Below are 21,688 nucleotides of genomic sequence, written 5' to 3' on the forward strand. Positions count from 1 at the left end.
GCCTTTTTATTAATTGGTTCAATGCATATTTACTTCCCATTCCATATAATTACCTAAAGCCTCTTTCAGGATCGCACCGGTTTTGGAGGCATTCATCACTACATGATGCTCAAAACCATTTTTGCAAATAAAATTCATAAGCCCTTGTAGGTTAGGTATTTTTGCAACCGCACGGTTACCAAATGTTTTTAAAGGATCATCGGTAAGATCTCCTTCCCCAAAATAAGCTTTCATAATTCCCTTAGGATCGTCAGTACTAATCCTTCCATAGGTGAGTGGCATTGCCGGTGTACGGCCATCAAGTGCTCCATAGGTGTTTTCCACACCCACTGTGGTACCAAGTATAGGCGCAGTACCCATTTTAATATCAGGTAAAAATGATTTTGCCCAGTTACCGCAATGAAATAATACACATTTTTCCGGATCGTCGGCGTAATTGTTATTCCAGTCTACCAGTGCACTGGGAGAACCCGATGCCAGCTGCATGGCGTACATCGTCAGGGTTCCCGTAACATCCACCTCACAAGCTGATGGCAGCATATTTTCAGACATGATACTCATGCTGGTACATACGTTGCAACCGAAATTTTCCTGGAGCGATGTCCAACATTGAATAGCGGTGGCGTCCAAAGCCTGTTCATCCATAAAATCCTGTAATACTACATCTAGTTTCGCAATTTGAAAAAGAGCGTCGCTTGGGGTTTTTCCGGTAGGAACATAAGTGTTTATCTTTTCAAGATGCTGTTGGACAGCCTTATCAGTGTTCTGTAATCTTTCAGCCTTTCCGAGAATTTCAGAAAGATCGACTGTAGTGACTGTGATTCCATTACGCTGAAGAATTTTTTCAGAATAACGCACCGTATTAAAACCACCTGGTCTTGCTCCTACGGCTCCAATACGAATATTCCTCAAACCTTTTACCACTCTGCACACGGCAATAAAATCGGTAAGGTCTTTCTTAAAAATATCGTTTGATGGAAAACAAACGTGCTGACTCGTAAGACTATATTTTATACCATACTGATATAGATTATTACATACAGAAATCTTCCCGCACCAGGAATCCCTTCTGTTCACCACATTCATTTTTTCAAGTTCATCGGGATAGGCCTGAACAAGCACTGGCACATTCAATCCTGAAAGTTTTAGCGTATCTGCCACTCCTCTTTCATCTCCAAAATTTGGAAGAAAAACCACTACCCCAGATATTTCATCCCGGTGTTCACGAAAAAGATTTGCACAGGTTTGAGATTCTTTGAAGGTTTCGACACCTCCTAATTTTGTATCGGTAGTACCTAGAATAATAGGATTGATTTTCATTTCTGAAAAAAGATCAATAATCTCCTTTCTGGCTTGTTCTACCAATTTATCAGGGAAAAAATCCCTGTTTCCTATAATCACTCCAATACTTGGATTGTTATCTGCCATTATTTTTATTTTGAAGGATAAGTCTTCCTCATCTTGATTATTTAATATTATGAAAGACAGATATTAATTTCATCCTGTACTTACATGAGAATCAGAAAGAATTTCCAGTGTTTTAACAAATAAATTTTATTTTTCCTCCTGGAAAGGACTTGAATTTTCAAACTTGATATTTCCAGTCAGACTCCCCTTCTTCTCCAGGTAAAGCGTATCACCCGGAATATCAAATCTGGCATCTTCGAAAAGAATATCGCGACTATCCAGAAATACCATTAAGGAATCCTGACTGGTTACCTGAATATGTTTAAAATTCAGATTCTTTGCATCATTAGCTACGAAAAGTTCCTCGCTTTTCTGAACCACAACATTCTCCATCTGTAGGTTTTCCATCGGTGTTTCGGGTATTCCGTAGATTTTAAGGAAGGTTTCTGCTTTTTCTACCAAGATATCTTCCATGAAAATATTCTTGAACTGAGGGGTTAAGTCATTGATTTCCCTGGTGGGCTTTCGTTTGGCAAGATCACCTACATACATTGGCTGTCCCAGCATATCCCATTTAAAAGCGGTACCATGAAGATTCATTCTTAAACGCTTGTAGTACAGATTTTCACCCCCACCGCCTCTGGGCCTTCGGGTTTTAAACCTAATTCCCACACCGGTATTATCAAATACACAATCATGGATATATAGATTTCTTATTTTTCCAGCAGTTTCGCTTCCTACGGTAATAGCGCCGTGACCCTGTTTTGCAAGGCAGTAACGCACTACTACATTTTCCGTTGGTTTATTAACCCTTATACCATCTTCTCCCCTTCCTGCCTTCATTGTAAAACAGTCGTCACCGTTATTTAAGGTGGAATATTCAATTAGAACATTTCTCGACGATTCGATATCAATTCCGTCTCCCCGAGGTATCCCTACAGAATTCACCGTAACTCCGCGAATAATCACACCGTCGCAGTAAACCGGCACAATATTCCAAAAAGCAGTTCTTTCCAGGGTAACACCTTCAATATAAACATTAGTGCAGCTGGTAGGAGAAATAAGCATGGGCAGGAAGATAGATTCGCCGTTATAGCCCTCATAAACCCGTTCTTCTACAGGCTTTTCTATGGGTACAAATTTTTCGGTGACATCTTCGGTCATCATCTGACTTTTTACTGGTCCCTCTTCCGGGCCGTAAATGGTTCCGCTTCCGGTAACCGCAATATTATCCTGCTCAAAAGCATATATACAAGCCCCAAGGGACATTACCTCAACCCCTTCGTGCCGTGTAAAAACTGCAGGACGATAATCTTCCAGTTCTCCGCTAAAATATAATTCAGCTCCTTCTTTAAGATGGAAATTTACATTGCTTTTCAGGGAAATTCGGCCTGTTTTCCATTTACCTTTTGGAATGATAACTTTACCTCCGCCTTTTTCACTGGCTTCATCAATAGCCGACTGAATTATTTTAGTAATCTTTTGATTTTCCTTGGCACCTTTGTCTGTTATATCAATCGTTAAATTAGGAAAAACCGGCTTTTTGAATTCAGGCATATCGAACGGAGCATCTACCGGAGCAATTTCATCCGATAAATTTTCAGCGCCTACCTGATCTATGGTCACCAGGCTGTCCAACGGAAAATATTCTTCTTTCTGCGCAGTCATTTTATCCTTTCCGGAAGAATCTCCGCAGGACAAAAGCGCAAAAGAAAATAGTGCTGTGATTAAAAATCTTAAATTTCTGCTCATGCTTTAATTTTAAAAATTTACTTTCCTGCAAGTTTTATCTTAGTTCTGTTCTCACCTCCGTTAAGCAAATACACCAAAGGCAATGGCCGGTCTTCACCTTCTATAAAAACAGGTCGTTCTTGCCATGGAGTAAGCGACAAGGTATTGGTAAAATCCATCCAGTATTGCAGCCTCGCCGGTTTTAAGTTCCACGTCATATGAAAATGATTTGCTGGAGCATACTGCTTGTATTCCACCATTGAGGCATATTTAGGAACAACAAATGTGTGCGGCCAGGTTGGATTGGCTCCTTCGTAAACCTGCCTGGCAATTTTTTCCGGAAGCTCAACTGTTTCAGCCTCATCCCAAAGCATTGAGAACATTCCGCTTAACGAAGAATAAGAAAGTCTTGCTGCGACACCTTTAATTTCTCCCGGGGAAACGAAATGAACCGAATTCCCCAAATAGTAAAAATAGTCAACCGCTTTTGGAAAACTGATCTTACTCAAAACCTCTTTTTCTGAAGCTCCAGGTTTAGTGGCCCAGTTAAAAGATGCCGAACCGGAATTAACACCATCCACAAATCCTTTTTCAAGCCATTTATCATCCTCTTTCGCAGAATATGACTGACTTTCAGCAAGTTGTTTCGCATCTTCAGTTCCGTAGACCTTTCTGAAATCCATAAACAATGGCGGATTTCCTCCTGAAAGCCAGGTCATGAAAAGTTGGGTAAGCAATCCCTGCACATCGGCTTCGGTTGCAAAAGGAATTACCTCTTTTTCACCATTATGATCAAAAGTTGAATTAAATAAGGATTCCATAATATCGGCCACGGGAAGTTGGATTCCGCGATCATCTGATCCCCATTCCAATTGACTCATAAAACCGCCGCCTACCGCACCGAGTTCTTTCATCAGGTCACGAATAATTAGATACAACGCCAGGCTTTTTTCAAGTAGTTCTTCATCTTTCTCTTCGGAAATTTCTATTCTATCTTTGGCATGTGAAAAAAGCCAGTTTTTAAGCTTTTGAAGTTCTTCTTTATCATACGATTCTTTCTGAAGCATGTCGGCCAGTAATTTCATATCCAGTCGGGTGATCTCAATTCCAAACCTGTTCCTGGTTTCCATTACATGAGGCAAAGCAGTTTCCATTCCCATAGAATCATGGCCAAATACAATAACTCTTTTTCCTTTTAACCCCTGAAAAGTAGCCGCTCCATAACACCAATCGATTAAAGACTCCTTTGTTTCATCGCTCATCTCGGGATTTTGACCTTTATCTGGCCAGGAGCCGATATTGATATGGGATAATTTTCCATATTGTGCAATCGCACCATTTGTTGCATGCGTATAAACAACGCCGGGCCTTGTGGCACTGTTTCCGGTGGTAAAATTAATGGGAATATCCTTCGGGAAATGAGATAATAAGGAAATCGTGGTTAATTGCGGAAAGGACCAGGTATCTGGAATACAAACCAAAATATTGACCCCTGCTTCCAGAAATTGCTTGGCAACTACGTCTGCCTGAGGTTCAAGATCGACCAGAACATCAGAATAAACCACTTCAGCTGCCGAACCATCAGGAAATTTTATTGCTCCTGAAAGCGAATCGGCCACATGTTTTACTAAATTATTACAGCGTTCCCGGCTTTGATCGTCTATCCTGGGATCGCAGGGAGCGAAAACTCCTATCACAGCTTTGGACGTATTGGGATTAATCTCTTTTGATAATAACCTGCCACTCATAAGTTTATTTTTATATTGTTGCTTTATTATTTCTGCGGAACATTAAATTCAGAAGAAATCCTGATAAAAAGATAACCGTGGTCCCGATCACAATTGTAAGATTAGTATGTAATGGATTCCGGAAGCTTACCCACTCCTCAGCAGTTACCAAAATTGGGGTAAGGCTCATCCAGGCGATCACCAGAATTCCAATAATTACAGCAATTCCAGCTTCCATTTGTTTAATTTTCCTGGAAAAGAATCCCAGGAGGAAAAGACCTAAAACACCGCCACTGAATACAGACGATAATGCCCACCAGGCATCCAGCGCACTTTTTACCGAAGTCATGGCCAGTGCCACTAAAATGCTTAAAATCCCCATAATTGTACCGGATACCACCAAAACCCTGAATTCTATCTTGCTTGAAATTTGTTTTTTGGAATAGGTTTTAAAAAAATCGGTTAAAATAACAGTAGAAGAACTGTTAATACTGGTAGAAATGGTACTCATGCCGGCCGCGAAGATCGAGGCGATAAGCAATCCGGTAACACCTTTAGGCAATTCGGTTACAATAAAGAACGGAAAGATCTTATCGGCTTCAACAATACTCTGCAAGTTTTCAGGCAAAAGCCCAGGCTGTACTTTATAATAGGCAAATAATGCTGTACCTATCATAAAAAATAATAAGGACACCGGGATATAAAGCATGCTTCCCATCCATGTAGATTTCTTCGCCTCCTTTTCAGTTTTTGCACTCATATAACGTTGCACATAATTCTGATCTATCCCAAAATTCTGAAGATTGATAAACAGACCGTAGATAAGAATTACCCAAAAAGTAGCCTCTGTAAAACTAAGGCCATAACTCCCAAGGCTAAATTTATCAAATTCCCGACCTACTTCCACAATTTGTCCCGGCCCTTCAGGCATTGAGAACATGATGGTGAGCAGACACACCAGCGCTCCCGAGATCAAAACAATACCCTGAATCGCATCGGTCCAGATTACGGCTTCAATTCCACCCATTGAGGCATAAATAATCACAAATATTCCCGTAAAAATGATGATGCTACTAATATCCCAACCTAGTAAAGCATTCATAGGTAATGCCAAAAGGTAGAGTATAGTACCCATGCGGGCTAACTGGGTCAATAAATAACAAATGGAAGCATAGTTCTTGGCCCACGGGCCGAAGCGCTCCTGGAGATAATAATAAGCTGACTGACTTTGAATTTTTCTATAAAGTGGTACGAAAAATTTAACGGCGACCAGAGCGGCAATCGGTATGGAAAGACTAAAAACAAAACTGTTCCAGTTGCTGAGATAAGCCTTACCGGGTAATGCTAAAAAGCTGATACTGCTAACGAAGGTAGCAAAAATCGACATCCCGATTGCCCACGAAGGTAAGCGTTGCCCTCCCACCATATAATCATCGGTAGTCCTGCCTTTTTTGAAATAAAAAGAGATCCCAAAAAACAGAATAGCTGCCAGATAAATAATAAAGACTAAAAGATCAATAACCGGCAAATCCATTTAATGTATTTTCTTTTGAATTTCTCTTAGGTTGCTTTCTAACTGGTCTTTTTCCTCTTTTTCGAATTTATGCAGTGGCGAGGCCATATAATCATTACAGATTCCCAGAAGATTAAGGGCTCCCTTCAAACCTTTCAAATAACTGGACCCAAAACGTCCCAGGGAATAAATACCTGCTGAAATTTCCATCACCAAAGCATGAAGTTTCTTCACTTGTTCAATATCTCCGTTTATCGCTGCATTGTAAAGATCTACATAAAGTTTGGGAAACATATTGGCACCGCCGTTCACGCCACCTGCACCACCGAGTAGAACCGTTTCTGCCATAATTTCTTCGGGACCTACAAACAGGGAGAATTCAGGAGTTTCTTTCATATGGAACAAAACTTTATTAAAATAAGCTGTATTCCCTGAGCTGTCTTTTAAACCAATAATATTATCGTGTTTAGAAAGCTCTTTTACTGTATCTGGCTCTATATTGATCTTAGTATGAGAAGGCATATTGTAAAGAAACAAGGGCAAAGGAAGCCTATCTGCCAGATAATTATAATATTCTATCAATTCAGGTTGACCCAGACTAAAATAGTAGGGCGGGGCAGCTACCAGCGCTGAAGCTCCTGCATCCCTGGCAGTTTCTGCCAGCCTAATGCTTTCAGCGGTAGCAGTATCGGTAACTCCTACCAGTACAGGAACACGGCCATTTACATGCTTACACGTTTCTTTAATTAACCCATGGCGTAAGGCATAAGATAAACTGGTAGACTCGCCCGTAGTGCCAAGAATAAACAGGCCATGAACCCCGCCATCAATTACATGATCTATAAGTTTATGCAATCCCTGAAGATCTAATTCATCTTCATTCTTTAAGGGAGTTATCATTGGAGGAATTATTCCTCTATACTGTGAATTTTCAGGTTTCTCAGTCATATGTTTAATAGCTGTAATAAAAGGTTGCTATCAAACTTATTGTTAATAAAGTATTAAACTATCCTGTACCTACTTGGCAGTGATTAATTCCTTTCTTCCCATGCCCGCGCTGTTTGCTTTGAAGTTCCAAGACCTTCGATGCCAAGCTCGATTTCATCGCCAGGTTTTACGTAACGCTGAGGTTTTAGTCCCATTCCAACACCAAAGGGAGTTCCCGTAGAAATAATATCTCCAGGTATTAAACTCATAAACTGACTTAAATAACTTATGACAGTAGGTACATCAAAAACCATATCACTGGTATTGCTTTGCTGCTTAATTTCTCCATTGAGTTTAAGCCAGAGATTAAGATTATGAGGATTTTCAATTTCATCTTTCGTCACCACGTAAGGCCCTAACGGAGCAAAAGTATCACAGCTTTTTCCTTTTACCCACTGCCCGGCTCTTTCAAGTTGAAACTCTCTTTCACTGTAATCATTGTGAAGTACATAACCGGCTACATGATCCATTGCTTCATCTTTAGAAACATAACTGGCTTTTTTACCAATCACAATCCCTAATTCTACTTCCCAGTCAGTTTTTTCGCTATTCTTCGGAATAATTAGATCATCGTTAGGTCCAACGATTGCACTCGTCGCTTTAAAAAAAATAACAGGCTCATCGGGAACTGTTGCGCCACTTTCTTCAGCATGCCTGGCGTAATTTAAACCAATACATATTAGTTTGGATGGCTTCTTAACAGGGGGAGCGAGACGAACATGTTCTGAAATTATTGGACATTCGTTCTGATGTTTCTCCAGCCACATCCGTAGATTGGAGATTCCATTGTTTTCAAAAAACCTCTCGTCATAGTCTGATCCGAAAGCAGACACATCAATTCTGGTTCCATCTTTTAATTCAACACCCGGAAATTCAGCTCCGGGAGCACCACATCTTATTAACTTCATAAGAAAAATTTATCCATTTAATTTTATAAATCCGCCGTCAATGGGGAAATTTGTTCCTGTAATAAAAGAAGCCTCATCTGAGCAAAGGTATAACGCCAGAGCAGCCACTTCTTCGGGTTTGCCCATACGTCCTATAGGCTGGGTTTTTGAAAGCTGATCAAATTTTTCTTCAATCTCATCAGGATAATTCTTTTTAATAAATGCATCTACAAAAGGGGTATGCACTCTTGCCGGAGAAATGCAGTTACAGCGAATTCCATTTTTCAAATAATCTTTTGCTAAAGAATAGGTCATTGTTAAAACCGCTCCCTTAGACATGGAGTAGGCAAAACGATCTTCAATTCCTACTACTGATGCTATACTTGCCATGTTCAGGATCACGCCGTTTTCGTTATTTTTCATATGAGGCACCACCGCAATTGAACAATTGTAAAGCCCCTTTACATTCACCTCGTATACCTTATCAAAATCTTTTTCAGTAGTATTTTCTATATTACCCACATGTGCAATTCCTGCATTGTTGATCAAAATGTGAACAGGCTTTTGTTTGGTAATTTCTGCAAATATTTTTTGTACCTCATTATGTTTTGAAATGTCACATGAAATCACTTCTACTTTCTCCGGATTTGAAACAGATTTTTTTAGCTCATTAGCCTTTTCTAAATTCATATCCAATATGATCACGTGAGCACCATGAGCCACAAATTTCCTGGAGATTGCTTCTCCAATCCCACTTCCTCCGCCTGTAATTACAATATTTTTTCTTTCTAAACTGAATTTAGATTTCATATAGTTTATTTATCCCGGTTTACATAATCTTTATAAAGCTGACGCCAGCTCCTACCGTTGGAATTCAGGTAATTTTCTGCTTTGGTTTTATAAATTTCGAAAATAGCAGAAATTTCTTCCATATTCTTATAATCCACGGCCCGTTCACGAGCCTCTTCCAAAAGACCGCGTATATGCTTTGCTTCTTCTTCGGTAAGATCGGGAACGATAGCATGGTAGCCTTTCATAGTGAAATCTACTTTTCCAACAGTGTATTTATCCAGAATATGAATTACCTGCTCTTCATTTAAATGCTGTCTTAAGCCATTCATAAAGTCTTCATGAACAGAACCGGGCTTGGCCGAATGAGCTATCATTCGTCGGTCTAATTCACTTAAAGACTCCCCTGTTCTGGGATTGATGCCCGCAGGAACCATAGTATAAGGATGCTCATTATGCCAGTCCCGAACCGTCTTTAGATGAGTGGATATTACTTTTTCTACAGCCAAAATGCTTTCATGGTCTAAGAGACTTAATTCTGAAACCCATTCTTTTGCTTTTGCCTCCTGATCCCTATTGCTTTTCGAAGTTCTTTCTGAAATTTCTTCGGAAGATTTTTCAGTCTGCGCGTAAACTCCTGAGGAAATGCTCAAGCAAAACAAAAGAGTCCCCATTGTCAAAATTTTTTTCATCTTAAATAAGTGATATGGTTTAATATTATATAAACTCCGTTTTCAGGAGTTGTATCCTATATTCACTAGGTATAGAATGTAGGTAAAGGGACTATTTATCTATCTAGTGCTAAACTTGCCAAAATAAAAGGACCCGTACCTTTTGGATCGTTAGACCTGATTTTTTCGTTCACATAATAATCATAACTACCATCCCGATAAGGATCTCCCCCAAGTCCGGCAACAGCACAAACCTGGTTTAAATTAACAATTCCACTCTCTTCTACGGTAATTAGATTATTTAAAATACCCTCATAAGCTTTTTGAGCAGCGTCTTCAAATTTCTGAGGCAGATATCCCTGATTGTAGCCTTTTGCAAATGCATAGGTAAACATAGAAGAACCTGAGGCTTCCAGGTAATTATCCTGCCTATCACCTTGATCCACTACCTGGTACCACAATCCCGTTTCCTTATCCTGATACTTTAATAAGGCCTCCCCAAGATCATTAAGATAAGTCACAAGTTTTTCTCTTTCTGGATGATTTTCTGGCAGATAATCCAAAACATCAACCAAAGCCATAGAATACCATCCCATAGCTCTTGACCAGAAATTTGGAGATGTTCCAGTTTCGTTGTCAGCCCATTTCTGCTGCTTACTGGAATCCCAGCCATGGTAGAGCAAGCCTGTTTCTTCATCTAAAGCATGCTTTTGTATAAGCTCAAACTGATGAATTATATCCTCGTAATTTTCCTCAACGTTATTCAAACTATCTGAAAATATACTAGTATAATGGGCATAGAATGGTTCAGCCATATAAAGCCCATCCAGCCACATTTGTTGGGTATATCGCTTTTTATGCCAAAAACCACCTTCCGGCGTTCTTGGCTGCTCCTTAAGTTGTTCCATCAGCTTATTACTGGCCAGCCTAAACCGTTCTTCTCCGGTTTCGTTATAGAGATAAAGTAAATTATCACCGGATTTAATCATATCCAGATTATATTTCTCCTTATTGTAAGTTTTAATAGTGCCATCTTCCTCCACCAGGGCATTGGCATAAGCATAAATGTACTCGTAAAAAATATCCCTACCAGTTTTTTTATACACACCCTCGCAGGCGTTTAGCACAAGCCCATTGGTATAGCTCCACCGGGCCTGATCTACAAAATCCAGTTTAGAAGCTTCGGGAAAACGCTCAATTTCAGAAAGCATCATTCTAACTGACCAGTCCATGTCTTTAGAAATCAATAATTCCTGCTCTGCTCCCTGCTCTCTTGAAGCAACATCATTATTTTTATTGTTTTTACAACTAATTATAATAAAGATATTAAGAAGAATGCAAATGACTTTTGAAGAAAATTTCATAGAGAAATATAATTATTTATAATTGATAGATCTGCAATTTGCCTAATCTCTCTTAAAACAGCATCCTGTAGATACCTGAATATAAAATAGGATATTATCGAAAAACAACTTTATGATTGAAGTTATTTGTTGATTAAAAACTTTTTATTGAAGATTTGCATTAAAGACAAGGGCCGTATAATTATGGAAGCAGATTTGCCCGCTAATGAATTAATGTAATGGAACTTAATTCTTTTTTTTTGTAAAACCAGACATTTACAACTATCAGTGTTGAACCGTTGCTTATTTAATGAAAGATATTTTAGGAACTAACTTTGTTTTGGTTTTTTGATCAAGTCGCCAAGTATTCATTAATATAATATATATATTGAATAAATACATAAAGATCCATACAAATACGTGCTCAGAATGATTGTTATCGATCTTGTTCAAATCTGAATTTAAAATTGGTTCTATAACCATAATTGCTGTATTTATAATTGTATATAAGGTTGGAATAATGATAACTGGAGAAAATGGAAGTAATATACACCATGTTAATTGAAAGTTTAGCAAGTGCTTGATCACATTTTCTTTTTCTTTTAAATCATTTTTTTTCCAAATCCAAATAACCGTAGGAATGATAGCACCTAATAAAGGAAATATTATAAATGAAAGGCTCGATAAATATACCAACTTAGTTAATTGCAATTTAGCATTAGAGTCTTTCTCAATTTCAGATATAATATTGCTATTTAAAGCATTTGAGAGTCTGGCAATACTATCAGGAGTTGGTTTAACTTTAGCTTTTTCAATTCTCTGAATTGTTCTTACACTTAATCCAGACAAGTCGGATAATTGTTCTTGAGATAATCGCTTTATTATTCTGAGTTCTTTAATTTTCTGACAAATATTCCTATTTTCCATAATTAATGAATTATTTCATAAATATATATAAATCAAGTTTCTACAGTCACGACATTGTTATGACATCTTACGACAATCTCAATTAAGCTTTGCCCAACCAACCCGTTATATCTGCTTAAACATATCCTATTCTAGCCGAAGAAGAATTGCCGGTAGAAATATTCACTTGAAGAACATTTCAGTAAATTCTATTAAGGGTGAAAAATTGATTGATAAAATATTTAAAATTTTAGTATGCCTGATTAATATAGTAGATCAAAAAACCTCTACTAATTTTTAACCTGCAATCCTCTTTTCTAAAAGCTACAATAAAATTCCGCAATTTCTTCACTGCTCAAACCACTGTGGATTAACAGCTGATTCCTAAATGTAAGGCTTCCTCCTTTTTCTATACTTACTGTATTTCTACCCGGAAAAGCCATATTTTGCATACTGCTGGCACTCCTTAAAATCCATCCCTGATACGATGGCAATTTTTCTGGTTCTCCCATAATAACAACTCCTGAAGGTTTATCTAATGAGGGATTAAAATGTCCTGAAATATTTATCCATGGTCCTGCCTGTACCGGTAAATTTTGTGGCTTCACTTCTCCTGTAACAGAAGTAAAACACACATCGCCGGGCAGCTTGAGTCTTGGGGAAAACCCGCCATAGCCTTTTGCATCTTCAGAACCTCCTATCGCCACACCATCGACTAAAGCAGTCAGTTTAATGCTGAAATCAAGGCTAAAAATATCATTTCCATATCTTTTAAATGTTAGGAGCAAATTTTCTTCTATAACAGCTTCAGAAGTTGTTTTGTTAATCCACAAAACTTCGGAAGCAAGTATTGCTTCCTTTTCCTTTACTTCAGTTTCAGTTTTTATAATTTTCCATCTAATATTCTCGTTCATCCATGGATCGGCTATTCTTTCACCTCGGGCGTATAATTGATGCCAGGCCCAGAAAATGCCATGGTGATGCAGATGATCATCAGGAAAATCCTCGGTTAGTACTTCACCCTGGAGACCATAAAGCGGATGAATATAATTTGTTCTTGCAAAAGGACTGATGGTATCCACAGGAGAAGTCCGGTAAAAATATCTTGGCATACCGTTTTCCAGAAGAAGAAGCCCACCATTTTTCTGTTGAAATTCAAGCTCCTGTGCAAAAGAGATTAATGAGGAAAAAAAAAGAAAAATCAAGCCAATATTTTTCATGTTATATTAAAAACCATTTTAAAAATTTCAAATTATTTGTTTTGTCAGTAGCTCGAAGCACGCTAACAGGTATAACCTGAAAGGCACCACTAACCGGGTTATTAAAAAATCCGATAAATGATGCCTTTTAAATTAATCCCTTTCTAAACAATTAAGTTTAAAACTCAAAAGCTCCCAGATCTGGTGCAGATCCATTGTATTCCAAACCTACATCTACTCCTGCATCAATTAAATCACTATCAGACTCTAGATGAAAAAAGCTAACATCAGGAAGACTTCCATCGCTATTTCTAGGAGCCGTAAGCTCTGTATAATCTATGCTTTCAAAATCATCTACAGTAGTTTCAAAACCTTCCATCCAGCTGTTGTTGGTAACATCCAGGGTGGTTGCATTGATACTGCCCACATCTCCAAGCACATTACTGTTCTTAATAGTTAACTTTTCAAGAGGGTTTGTATTACCAAAAGCATAGTTTCTACCATTTTCGTAAGCAGAGCAGTTGTAAAGTATAACTTCTCCCCGGTTACTGTTATGATCAAAACCATCTGCTGCATTACCTACCGCCACACAATTTATATAAATGGCATTATGTTTTAGCTCCTTATCATCGCTTCCTCCGGTTTTAAACCCGTTTCCATCACCGCCGCTAGCAGAGCCATCCCCTAAATAACCATTTTTAATAGCCCAGCAATTTTCGTAAGTGGTAGTAACATTATCTGCTTCTCTCAAATAGCCATCCCAACCATCATCAAGATTTTGCCATGCTCTACAGCCAACAAATTTATTACCTGTACCTACATCTAATTTGGCTGCAAAACCATCAGCATTTTCAAGGGAGGAATCGGCATTAAAAAAGGAATCACAATTCAGGATCGTATTGTTAGCAGCACCATTGTCTAACTGAAGTCCGGTATCTGCACATTCTGAAAACGTACAGAATTCTATCATATTGTTATTACCTGTCACCTTCATCCCGTTATCACCGGCTTTGTAGAAATCAATGCCCTTAATATGCCAATAACTGGCTTCCAGTTCAATCCCTCTATTTGAAGAATTTTCAGCCATCGATGAAAAATCAAATCTCGGCCTGGTCTCATCTAAAGGGTGAGCCAATAGGGAAATCATACTGCCTTCACTACCATTGGTATTAATTTCTATGGTGGAATCGAACGTATAATCTCCACCGCGGATATAAATGTTTTCTCCCGGAACAGCCACTCCAATGGCGTCCAAAATTTCCTGTGATGTACTTACTACCTTACCTTGTATAGAAGATGTATTCTCTCCGGTCCTGAATGAAAAGGTATTACTTATTGCGGTATTCTTCCCATCTGTAGTTTCTACATGCCAGTAATAAATACTGTTAGGATCTACATCAATTTCCATGGAAGTTTCTGTTAGTCCTTTCCATTCTTCAGGTGGTTCCTGATCGCCATCCACCGTATCAGCAAATAAAGTATAGGTCAACGCATCACCATCTGTATCGGTTTCCGCGGCATCCCATTCAAGGGTCATTTTACCATCAACAGAAGATAGCATAGCTCCGGAAGCAGGCGCCATAAGAGATGCTGGAAAAGGCACATTATTAGAACCTGGTTTCCCGGCTACATAAAACCTGTAAGCTTCAGAAGCGGTAGTTTCTTCTCCATCATTCTTTGACATAACGCTCCAGGTATAGGGATTTCCCCTTTCCAGCCTAACCACAATTGCAGTAGTGTTCAAATTAGGTCTTTGCTTTACTTCCTGGGTATTCAGATTGGTGATTACAAGGTCATAAGTATCGGCATCACTTGCTTCACTCCATTCAAATGCTACTTCAGCCATATTGGCCACTATATCTCCTACTTCACATTCGGTATTGTCCTGCGGAAGAACTAACGAGGCTGCTCCCGGAACCGCATCATTAATTACCCCGGCATCATCGTCGCTGGAACAGGATAATGCTAGCATGCCCAGAACAAAAATCAGGAGCAGTTTATAGTAAGGTATGTTTATATAATTTTTCATGATTTTATAACTTTTAAAGTTTTACTTACCGTAGCCGATTTCAATTGAAGGAAATATATTCCGTTTCTATAATTGGTAAGGTCCAGATGAATAACCCTGTCTGAAGGAATTTCCATTTCTTCTGAAATGAACTTCGTTCCATTAAAATTGATAAGCAATACATTTATATTAATATCTGCTCCATTGATATAAACCTGAAGGTTACCCTTTGTTGGATTTGGAAACAGCACAACTTCTTCTGACATTAAAACCTCCTTATAAAATGTACCCTGACACTCCGAGTCTGTAGAAATTGTAAACTTGTTCTTACCCTTTTTAAGATCTAAGCTTATTCTGGATTGGGAGGTAGTGGTAATTTCACCATTATGTTCTATTATGTAAACTTCAGCCCCATCCAGGGAAAAGGTTACTGAATTATTTGCATTATTTATAGAAGAATAGGCTTCCAAAGGTGTTGGTCCGTCTATGGTCACATTAAAACATTGCTCATAATTGTCCTGCCCGTCAACGGTTACACATATATCATAGTTCCCTGCAGCAAGGTTTTCAATATCTGCTGAAAATCCATTTGAAGATGATAACGTGGCATCACCGGTTCCCGTACCAGATACCGCTACATTATACGTGTAATTTGTATCTGCGGCACTAATGTTAATGTACCCATCACCGTTTCCGTTACAACTTACATCATATACTGCGATACTGAAGTTATCTGCCGCGAGGTCAAAAACCTCACAACCAAATACGTCTACCATGGAACCTTCGGGAGTATCGGGACAGTTATCTTCATAATTGATGATCCCGTCTGCATCATCGTCATCACATACATCTCCAATTCCGTTTTCATTAATATCTGCCTGATCTGGGTTTGGAGTTGAGACACAATTATCTTCGGCATTCAGAATTCCGTCATCATCAATATCGCCAAATGGCCCATCGGGTTCAGCTTCAAAAGCTATATCAGATGTACTTTCAGCTGTTATTTCCAGAGTATTTTCAGGAATATAATATCCATCCACACCCTTGCTTTCAATAGTATATTGCACATTTGGTTCAAGTTTCACCGAATATGTTCCTGCATCTGCATCAATCATTGGCTTCGGAACATAAAGTGCATCTGCAGCGGGAGCTGGAGTAAATGCCAAGGCTAAATCTCCAATTTTCTCATCAAGACCAGTGATTGAACCCGTAACAGAGTAAATTTCAACTTTCTCTATAGTTATATCATGGGCCGCATTATCGGTTAAATTCAGCAAAGCACCATCAGAAATCACGTATCCATCAGCTCCTTCAAGAGAAATATTGTATTCGAAATCCACTGGCAGCTCAACCTGATACGAACCATCGGTTGGCGTTATGTTCCAGGTTTTTCCTTCTTCAATAGAAAATACTATGGTATAATCTTCGGGAATTCCCGGAGCATCAATAACATCTACATTACCTGATAAATTCGCATAAGTGGCAGATTTTCTGGTAATTCTGAAATAACTTGGCTTATCGGCCGTGTCATAAATATGATAAGTTCCATTAGCCTTTGCCACAAAACTCACTTCCTGAAGCTCACCACCCACATTTACCACGTCATTCTGTAATTCAGGATTTGCGACATTTTCAAAATGAAGCTCCACATTTCCATCCTGCCCGAGCACCCAAAGAGTTACTTTATCATCTTCATTTAAATTCAAACTGATAAACCGATTGGTTGCGCCTCTGGAATTGATATAAATTCTTCCTTTAAAATCTTCAAATTCATCAATATTATCATCATACCGGGTAAGGTTTAGATTTGAAGTACGCAATCGATCACTTCCGCCTCCGGTAAAGCTGAGGTCACCAGCTGTGAAATCTGGCAAATTATTACCTGCACTTCCAGGAGTTACAGATTCTTCATACCAGGAATTAATAATATCTTCAGATAATTGATTGTTATATTGAGACGCATCGAGTTGAGTGCCTCCAAAATCCCAAACATCAACCAGGCTTCTTGTAATAACCTTACTAATTGTAAGATCGTATGAAGAGGTGCTTTCATCTACACTTAATGTTGTAGCATTCGATATATCAAAACCATCGGCTCCTTCCAAAGAAATGCTATAGTCAAAACCTACAGGTAAATCTACCTGATAAGCACCACCTGTAACGGCTGCAGTAAATGTCTCACCGGTTTCATTGGTAAAAACTATGGAATAATCACCAGATAATCCTGATGCATTGGCAGTATCAATATTTCCTGAAACCGAAGTTAAGGTCGTGCTCGTACGTAAAATCCTGAAATAACTTGGTTTCCCTGTATCGTCATAGATTTTATAGGTGCCGGAGGTTTCTGCCGTAAATTTTAATTCGGTAATTTCCTTTCCTACAGCAACAATATCATTCTGAAGTTCTGAATCTGCAGCATTTTCAAAATGCATATTACTATCACCTTCCTGAGAAGAAACCCAAATTGTTATTACGTCATTTTCCTGCAGGTTAAGACTGAAAAATCTTCCTGTAGCTCCCGAAGAATTGATATAGACCTTTCCTTTAAAATCTTCATACTCATCAATATTCTCATCATAACGAGTCAAATTTGTATTAGAAGTACGCAGGCGATCACTCCCGCCCCCGTTAAAGCTAAGATCACCAACTGTGAAATCTGGTAGTTTAATGTCGGAAGAACCCGGCGCTATGGACGCATCATACCAGGAATTTATAATATCTACAGTCAACTGATTATTGTATTCAGATTCATCCAACTGCGTGGCACCAAAATCCCAAACATCGGGAAGGTTTTCTGAGCTTTCCTGTGAATAGCCCTGTAAAACTCCCAGTAGAAGGAACAGGCCTAAAAATTGTAATTTTTTCATCATTCCATAAAGATTTAATTTGATTAAAAATGCATTAATATGAAGATTACTTATCTTCTATGTAAACTTTCAATTTATATGAAACCAGGATAGGCTTCTTCAACTATAACTATCTACCATTCCTTCAGCGTTTACCCTTAAGTATCTCAATAATTGCCGTATTTGAGATCGTGTATAATCGAAATCGTTTTCGCTTGTTTAAAAAAATAAAGGGGCATGTGTCATTAAAACGCATACCCCTTTATTATCTATTTAAAGTTTAAAATCATATTATCTCCAACGAGGATCACCCACGTTATTATCAATTAATGTTTGATTAGTAACAGTAAAGTCTCCTGTAGATGGATCTACAAAACCTGGATCTAAATTAAAATAATTACTATCGTCATAAATGTACTGAGACGTATCCAGGAATCCTGGCGCATTAAAATAATTATTATTACTAAAAGTTGGAGATTCATCTATGCCCTCTCTGTCCGCATAACCTTCAGATTCTGTATTTACAATTAGTGTATTTCTAACTGTTACATCATTGGATACAAACCGAATATATAATATCCTGCTACTATCATTATCAGAAACGGCATATAAAGTACAGCTATCTATAAGGATATTAGCAGTTACACCGGTATCATTTGATGTTCCGCTGGCATCCATTCTTATGAAGTCACGAGCTGGAGCACAATTGTAAAAAGTACTTGTTAGAAGATTTACATTAAGTACATCAGAGGCTCTAAAATCTATAAAATCACCTCCATCAGTGAAGAAATCATGTATAATGGAATTTTCCACAGTTAAGTTCTGTAAAATCGCATCGGTTGTACTTCCTGCAACAAATGCTCTTGAATAATTATGAATATTACATTCACTAATTAACAAGGAATTATAATTGCCTGCCCCTGTATATTCAAGGAAGGTGTTTAGACTGGAGGATCCTATGCCTTCACCTTGTATATCCAGATCAATAAATTCCACATCCTCGGCACCGGCAACAAGTTCAAACGAAAGCTTGAGCATAGGTTTGTCAAAACTCCTCAAACCTCTAATAGTAATAGATTTGTCCAGAGTTATAGTTCCCGTCTGCCCTGTATAATCTCCGGGTTCAAGAACCAGTACATCGCCTGCGCTGGCATCGGCAATCATTTGTAATAAATCATCATCTACGGTTACTAATATTCCCGTACCTATATCGATTCCGGTTGTAAAGGTTCTAACACCCCTAATCTCGCTACCATTGAGTAAAGTTGCGGTGTATTCCGTTTCGCTGGTAAGACCTGTAACTGTAGCCATACCATCTGCTTTTTCTTCCTGGGTTATCGTGTGAGTAATATTACCAGGGCTTAAGCTTATCTCAGTGACTTCGCTATTAGGAACCCATCTAAAAATGGCCTCTTTAGCTTTGACATCATCGGGTTCGCCTTCAATAAAAAGCTGTTCTGTTAAAGTTCGAGCTGTAGTAGTTGCCCAAGAAGAATCATCATTTCCTCTTTCACTAATAGCTTTAACTCGTATAGAATATAAGGATTCACTTTCCAAAGGAACCAGAACAGGTAATTCATCTGGACTAACTTCGATCGACTTTACAATATTGTCGAATCTTAATGAGTCGTTTGCAAACTCAACAATATAACTATTAACATTTTCATTAACCGTCCAGTTAAGTTCTACATTTACCTGATTTCGTACAAAGGCTGACAGGTTTACGGGGGCAAATTCTCTCTCTACCGGAAGCTCTTCGATAATTTCCTTATCATAGTCGCAACCTGTAACGGTAGCCGCAAGTAGAATAGCTATCAGTAAACTTTTAAAGATATATCTTAGTTTCATAACTTATAAATTAATTCTGTTTTAGGTTCTAATAACCGTAATCATTTACCAGTTGACCATTACTGGCATCAATGAAGACTTGCCATATTGGCCAAAACTGCTTATTGTCCGGATCAACACCAGGTCTATAAAGTGTATTGATTATTTCCTCCAGCGGCTGATCCCAGTTAAATGCTGACCATTCAGGACCGGGGTTTGAAGTTTCTCCTCTTTCCAAACCATAAATATCCAGAGTATATCCATCTTCTTCATATTTATAATAAAGTGTGGTAGGTACATTGGCGTAATCTCCTGTTCTATTTTCCAGATTGCTCAGTTTTTCCTTTTCTTCATCTAGTTTTTCACTCAGAAGATTCCATCTTATAAGGTCCATTTTTCGATCCATTTCTCCGGTATATTCGTACTTATATTCCTCTACAATAGCATCAAACATCTGCTCCCTGGAAGATAGAGCATTAACATAAGCATCTACTTTTTCTGCATACAGATCTTCGGGGAAAGCTCTTCTACGGATTTCCTTAAGATAGGGTGCAGCCGCTGCAGGTCCTTCCAATTCATTAGCCGCTTCTGCAGCAGTAAGCAGGATTTCTGCGTACCTCATGTATATTAGATTTACACCATCATCATTTGTTGAGGTGACATAACGATCCATCCATTCATACCTGTATTTACCAAAATACCAGGTGTCAATTCCCACAAGCTCCTGTTGTGCGATACCGTCTATTGCAGTACCCCATTCATAAGGCACAGCAGTAACGTCTCTTCGGGTATCCTCTTCATCATAATCATAAAAAACTGTAGGTGTGGGACCCGCAGTTCCACCCCTGGGCTGAGCGGTAAATTGATCTGCACTACGGTGACGTACTGCAAATGAGAATAGCACGCGGCCACGGCCATCTGCAAATGGAATTTCCCATAGAGATTCACCACCGGCAGTTATATCTTCCTCGTTATATTTTCTCCATAATCCTTCAAAAGAAGGTTCGAGAGAAGCTGTGCCACTACTTATAATTTCCTGGCATTCATCCAATGCTAATTGATACATTTCCTGAACCGAAAGATCAGGATCATTACTTCTCCTTACGCCATCAGGATATTGTTGGTAACCACCTGCCACCATGGCAAGTCTTGCTCTTAAACCTTTTACAAAAGCTTTATTGATACGCTCTACAGTTGAGGTTGAAGCAGTTTCATTTGGCCATGCTACCAAAGTTGAGGCCTCACCCAGATCACTGATGAGTCTTTTGTATATACTGTCCCTACTTGTTTTGGGCAGATAAAGAGTTTCTGTAGTAATAGGCTCAAACCGTGCCGGAACATCTCCCCAGGCCTTCATAAGATCGGCATAATAAATTGCCCTGTAGGTAAGTGCCGCACCCAAAAGCTGACCAAATTCACTTTCCGGTTCAGGATTTCCATAATTACGTAATCCACGAATTACAATATTTGCACGCTCAATACCCTGATACATTAGCGCCCACGCATTATTATCAGTATTCATACGGGAATTACCAGGCTTTGCATCATAATAAACCAGGTCAGCATCGGAACCTTCATCCCCTGCACTATAATTATATTCCACATCGGTATTAAATCCGTAGTACGGGATAAAACGCCCCCTGTATGAATTCGTTTGACCAACCGGTTCCAAAATACCATCGACGGCTCCTCTGGCCAGACCAACTGTTGAAAAAATAGTAGATTCATCCAGCGTTGATTTTGCCGGTGCTTCCAAAAAATCTTCTTCTAAAAAATCTTCCTCGCAAGACACTGTTAGGGTTGTTATAAGAAATATCGAACAGATTTTTATTAAGTTTTTCATTTTC

At 38.7% G+C, this 21,688-nt stretch carries 15 protein-coding genes; all 15 read right to left on the reverse strand.

Annotation, left to right across the window (positions count from 1 at the left end; all coding sequences use genetic code 11):
- Nucleotides 1–18 precede the first annotated feature (18 nt).
- The 15 genes from RM539_RS13710 to RM539_RS13780 all read right to left on the reverse strand — a co-directional run bounded on the left by RM539_RS13710 (nucleotide 19) and on the right by RM539_RS13780 (nucleotide 21,684).
- Complete coding sequence (locus tag RM539_RS13710) at nucleotides 19–1,428, reverse strand: L-fucose/L-arabinose isomerase family protein (RefSeq protein WP_311503982.1); 1,410 nt, start codon at nucleotides 1,426–1,428, stop codon at nucleotides 19–21.
- A 126-nt stretch (nucleotides 1,429–1,554) separates the two neighbouring features.
- Nucleotides 1,555–3,159, reverse strand: a complete 1,605-nt coding sequence (locus RM539_RS13715) for a glycoside hydrolase family 28 protein (RefSeq protein ID WP_311503983.1) — start codon at nucleotides 3,157–3,159, stop codon at nucleotides 1,555–1,557.
- Nucleotides 3,160–3,176: 17 nt separating this feature from the next.
- Nucleotides 3,177–4,886 carry a hypothetical protein gene (locus tag RM539_RS13720; RefSeq protein WP_311503984.1) on the reverse strand — a complete coding sequence of 570 codons (1,710 nt, stop codon included), beginning with the start codon at nucleotides 4,884–4,886 and terminating at the stop codon, nucleotides 3,177–3,179.
- A gap of 10 nt (nucleotides 4,887–4,896) precedes the next feature.
- Complete coding sequence (locus tag RM539_RS13725; protein WP_311503985.1) at nucleotides 4,897–6,399, reverse strand: sodium:solute symporter family protein; 1,503 nt, start codon at nucleotides 6,397–6,399, stop codon at nucleotides 4,897–4,899.
- Complete coding sequence (locus RM539_RS13730; protein WP_311503986.1) at nucleotides 6,400–7,326, reverse strand: dihydrodipicolinate synthase family protein; 927 nt, start codon at nucleotides 7,324–7,326, stop codon at nucleotides 6,400–6,402. It abuts the gene before it with no gap.
- Nucleotides 7,327–7,409: 83 nt separating this feature from the next.
- Complete coding sequence (locus tag RM539_RS13735; protein ID WP_311503987.1) at nucleotides 7,410–8,273, reverse strand: fumarylacetoacetate hydrolase family protein; 864 nt, start codon at nucleotides 8,271–8,273, stop codon at nucleotides 7,410–7,412.
- A 9-nt stretch (nucleotides 8,274–8,282) separates the two neighbouring features.
- Nucleotides 8,283–9,062, reverse strand: coding sequence for an SDR family NAD(P)-dependent oxidoreductase (locus RM539_RS13740; RefSeq protein ID WP_311503988.1), 780 nt, complete (start codon nucleotides 9,060–9,062; stop codon nucleotides 8,283–8,285).
- A 5-nt stretch (nucleotides 9,063–9,067) separates the two neighbouring features.
- A complete protein-coding gene (locus tag RM539_RS13745) occupies nucleotides 9,068–9,715 on the reverse strand; it encodes a DUF3826 domain-containing protein (RefSeq protein WP_311503989.1) in 648 nt (215 codons plus the stop codon).
- A gap of 113 nt (nucleotides 9,716–9,828) precedes the next feature.
- Nucleotides 9,829–11,076, reverse strand: a complete 1,248-nt coding sequence (locus tag RM539_RS13750) for a glycoside hydrolase family 88/105 protein (protein ID WP_311503990.1) — start codon at nucleotides 11,074–11,076, stop codon at nucleotides 9,829–9,831.
- 282 nt (nucleotides 11,077–11,358) lie between these two features.
- Nucleotides 11,359–11,982 carry a magnetosome magnetite crystal formation protein family gene (locus RM539_RS13755; RefSeq protein ID WP_311503991.1) on the reverse strand — a complete coding sequence of 208 codons (624 nt, stop codon included), beginning with the start codon at nucleotides 11,980–11,982 and terminating at the stop codon, nucleotides 11,359–11,361.
- Nucleotides 11,983–12,278: 296 nt separating this feature from the next.
- Nucleotides 12,279–13,181 (reverse strand): DUF6807 family protein, encoded by a 903-nt coding sequence (locus RM539_RS13760; protein WP_311503992.1) that lies wholly within the window; start codon nucleotides 13,179–13,181, stop codon nucleotides 12,279–12,281.
- A gap of 157 nt (nucleotides 13,182–13,338) precedes the next feature.
- The gene (locus RM539_RS13765) at nucleotides 13,339–15,189 is read right to left on the reverse strand and encodes a right-handed parallel beta-helix repeat-containing protein (RefSeq protein WP_311503993.1); all 1,851 of its coding nucleotides are present in this window, start codon (nucleotides 15,187–15,189) and stop codon (nucleotides 13,339–13,341) included.
- A complete protein-coding gene (locus RM539_RS13770; RefSeq protein ID WP_311503994.1) occupies nucleotides 15,186–18,038 on the reverse strand; it encodes a T9SS type A sorting domain-containing protein in 2,853 nt (950 codons plus the stop codon). Before RM539_RS13770 ends, RM539_RS13765 begins: the two co-directional genes overlap by 4 nt.
- A gap of 267 nt (nucleotides 18,039–18,305) precedes the next feature.
- On the reverse strand, nucleotides 18,306–19,862 hold the full coding sequence (locus RM539_RS13775) for a DUF5123 domain-containing protein (protein ID WP_311503995.1): 1,557 nt from the start codon (nucleotides 19,860–19,862) through the stop codon (nucleotides 18,306–18,308).
- A 28-nt stretch (nucleotides 19,863–19,890) separates the two neighbouring features.
- On the reverse strand, nucleotides 19,891–21,684 hold the full coding sequence (locus RM539_RS13780; protein WP_311503996.1) for a RagB/SusD family nutrient uptake outer membrane protein: 1,794 nt from the start codon (nucleotides 21,682–21,684) through the stop codon (nucleotides 19,891–19,893).
- Nucleotides 21,685–21,688 lie beyond the last annotated feature (4 nt).

Origin of the sequence: Autumnicola musiva, from assembly GCF_031846585.1 — a bacterium.
GTDB classification, from domain to species: domain Bacteria; phylum Bacteroidota; class Bacteroidia; order Flavobacteriales; family Flavobacteriaceae; genus Autumnicola; species Autumnicola musiva.

Coding starts and splice junctions, on each gene's coding strand:
- RM539_RS13725 (WP_311503985.1), bottom strand. CDS start 6,399: ATGGATTTGCCGGTTATTGATCTTTTAGTCTTTATTATTTATCTGGCA.
- RM539_RS13720 (WP_311503984.1), bottom strand. CDS start 4,886: ATGAGTGGCAGGTTATTATCAAAAGAGATTAATCCCAATACGTCCAAA.
- RM539_RS13765 (WP_311503993.1), bottom strand. CDS start 15,189: ATGAAAAATTATATAAACATACCTTACTATAAACTGCTCCTGATTTTT.
- RM539_RS13780 (WP_311503996.1), bottom strand. CDS start 21,684: ATGAAAAACTTAATAAAAATCTGTTCGATATTTCTTATAACAACCCTA.
- RM539_RS13760 (WP_311503992.1), bottom strand. CDS start 13,181: ATGAAAAATATTGGCTTGATTTTTCTTTTTTTTTCCTCATTAATCTCT.
- RM539_RS13770 (WP_311503994.1), bottom strand. CDS start 18,038: ATGATGAAAAAATTACAATTTTTAGGCCTGTTCCTTCTACTGGGAGTT.
- RM539_RS13710 (WP_311503982.1), bottom strand. CDS start 1,428: ATGGCAGATAACAATCCAAGTATTGGAGTGATTATAGGAAACAGGGAT.
- RM539_RS13775 (WP_311503995.1), bottom strand. CDS start 19,862: ATGAAACTAAGATATATCTTTAAAAGTTTACTGATAGCTATTCTACTT.
- RM539_RS13755 (WP_311503991.1), bottom strand. CDS start 11,982: ATGGAAAATAGGAATATTTGTCAGAAAATTAAAGAACTCAGAATAATA.
- RM539_RS13750 (WP_311503990.1), bottom strand. CDS start 11,076: ATGAAATTTTCTTCAAAAGTCATTTGCATTCTTCTTAATATCTTTATT.
- RM539_RS13730 (WP_311503986.1), bottom strand. CDS start 7,326: ATGACTGAGAAACCTGAAAATTCACAGTATAGAGGAATAATTCCTCCA.
- RM539_RS13740 (WP_311503988.1), bottom strand. CDS start 9,062: ATGAAATCTAAATTCAGTTTAGAAAGAAAAAATATTGTAATTACAGGC.
- RM539_RS13715 (WP_311503983.1), bottom strand. CDS start 3,159: ATGAGCAGAAATTTAAGATTTTTAATCACAGCACTATTTTCTTTTGCG.
- RM539_RS13735 (WP_311503987.1), bottom strand. CDS start 8,273: ATGAAGTTAATAAGATGTGGTGCTCCCGGAGCTGAATTTCCGGGTGTT.
- RM539_RS13745 (WP_311503989.1), bottom strand. CDS start 9,715: ATGGGGACTCTTTTGTTTTGCTTGAGCATTTCCTCAGGAGTTTACGCG.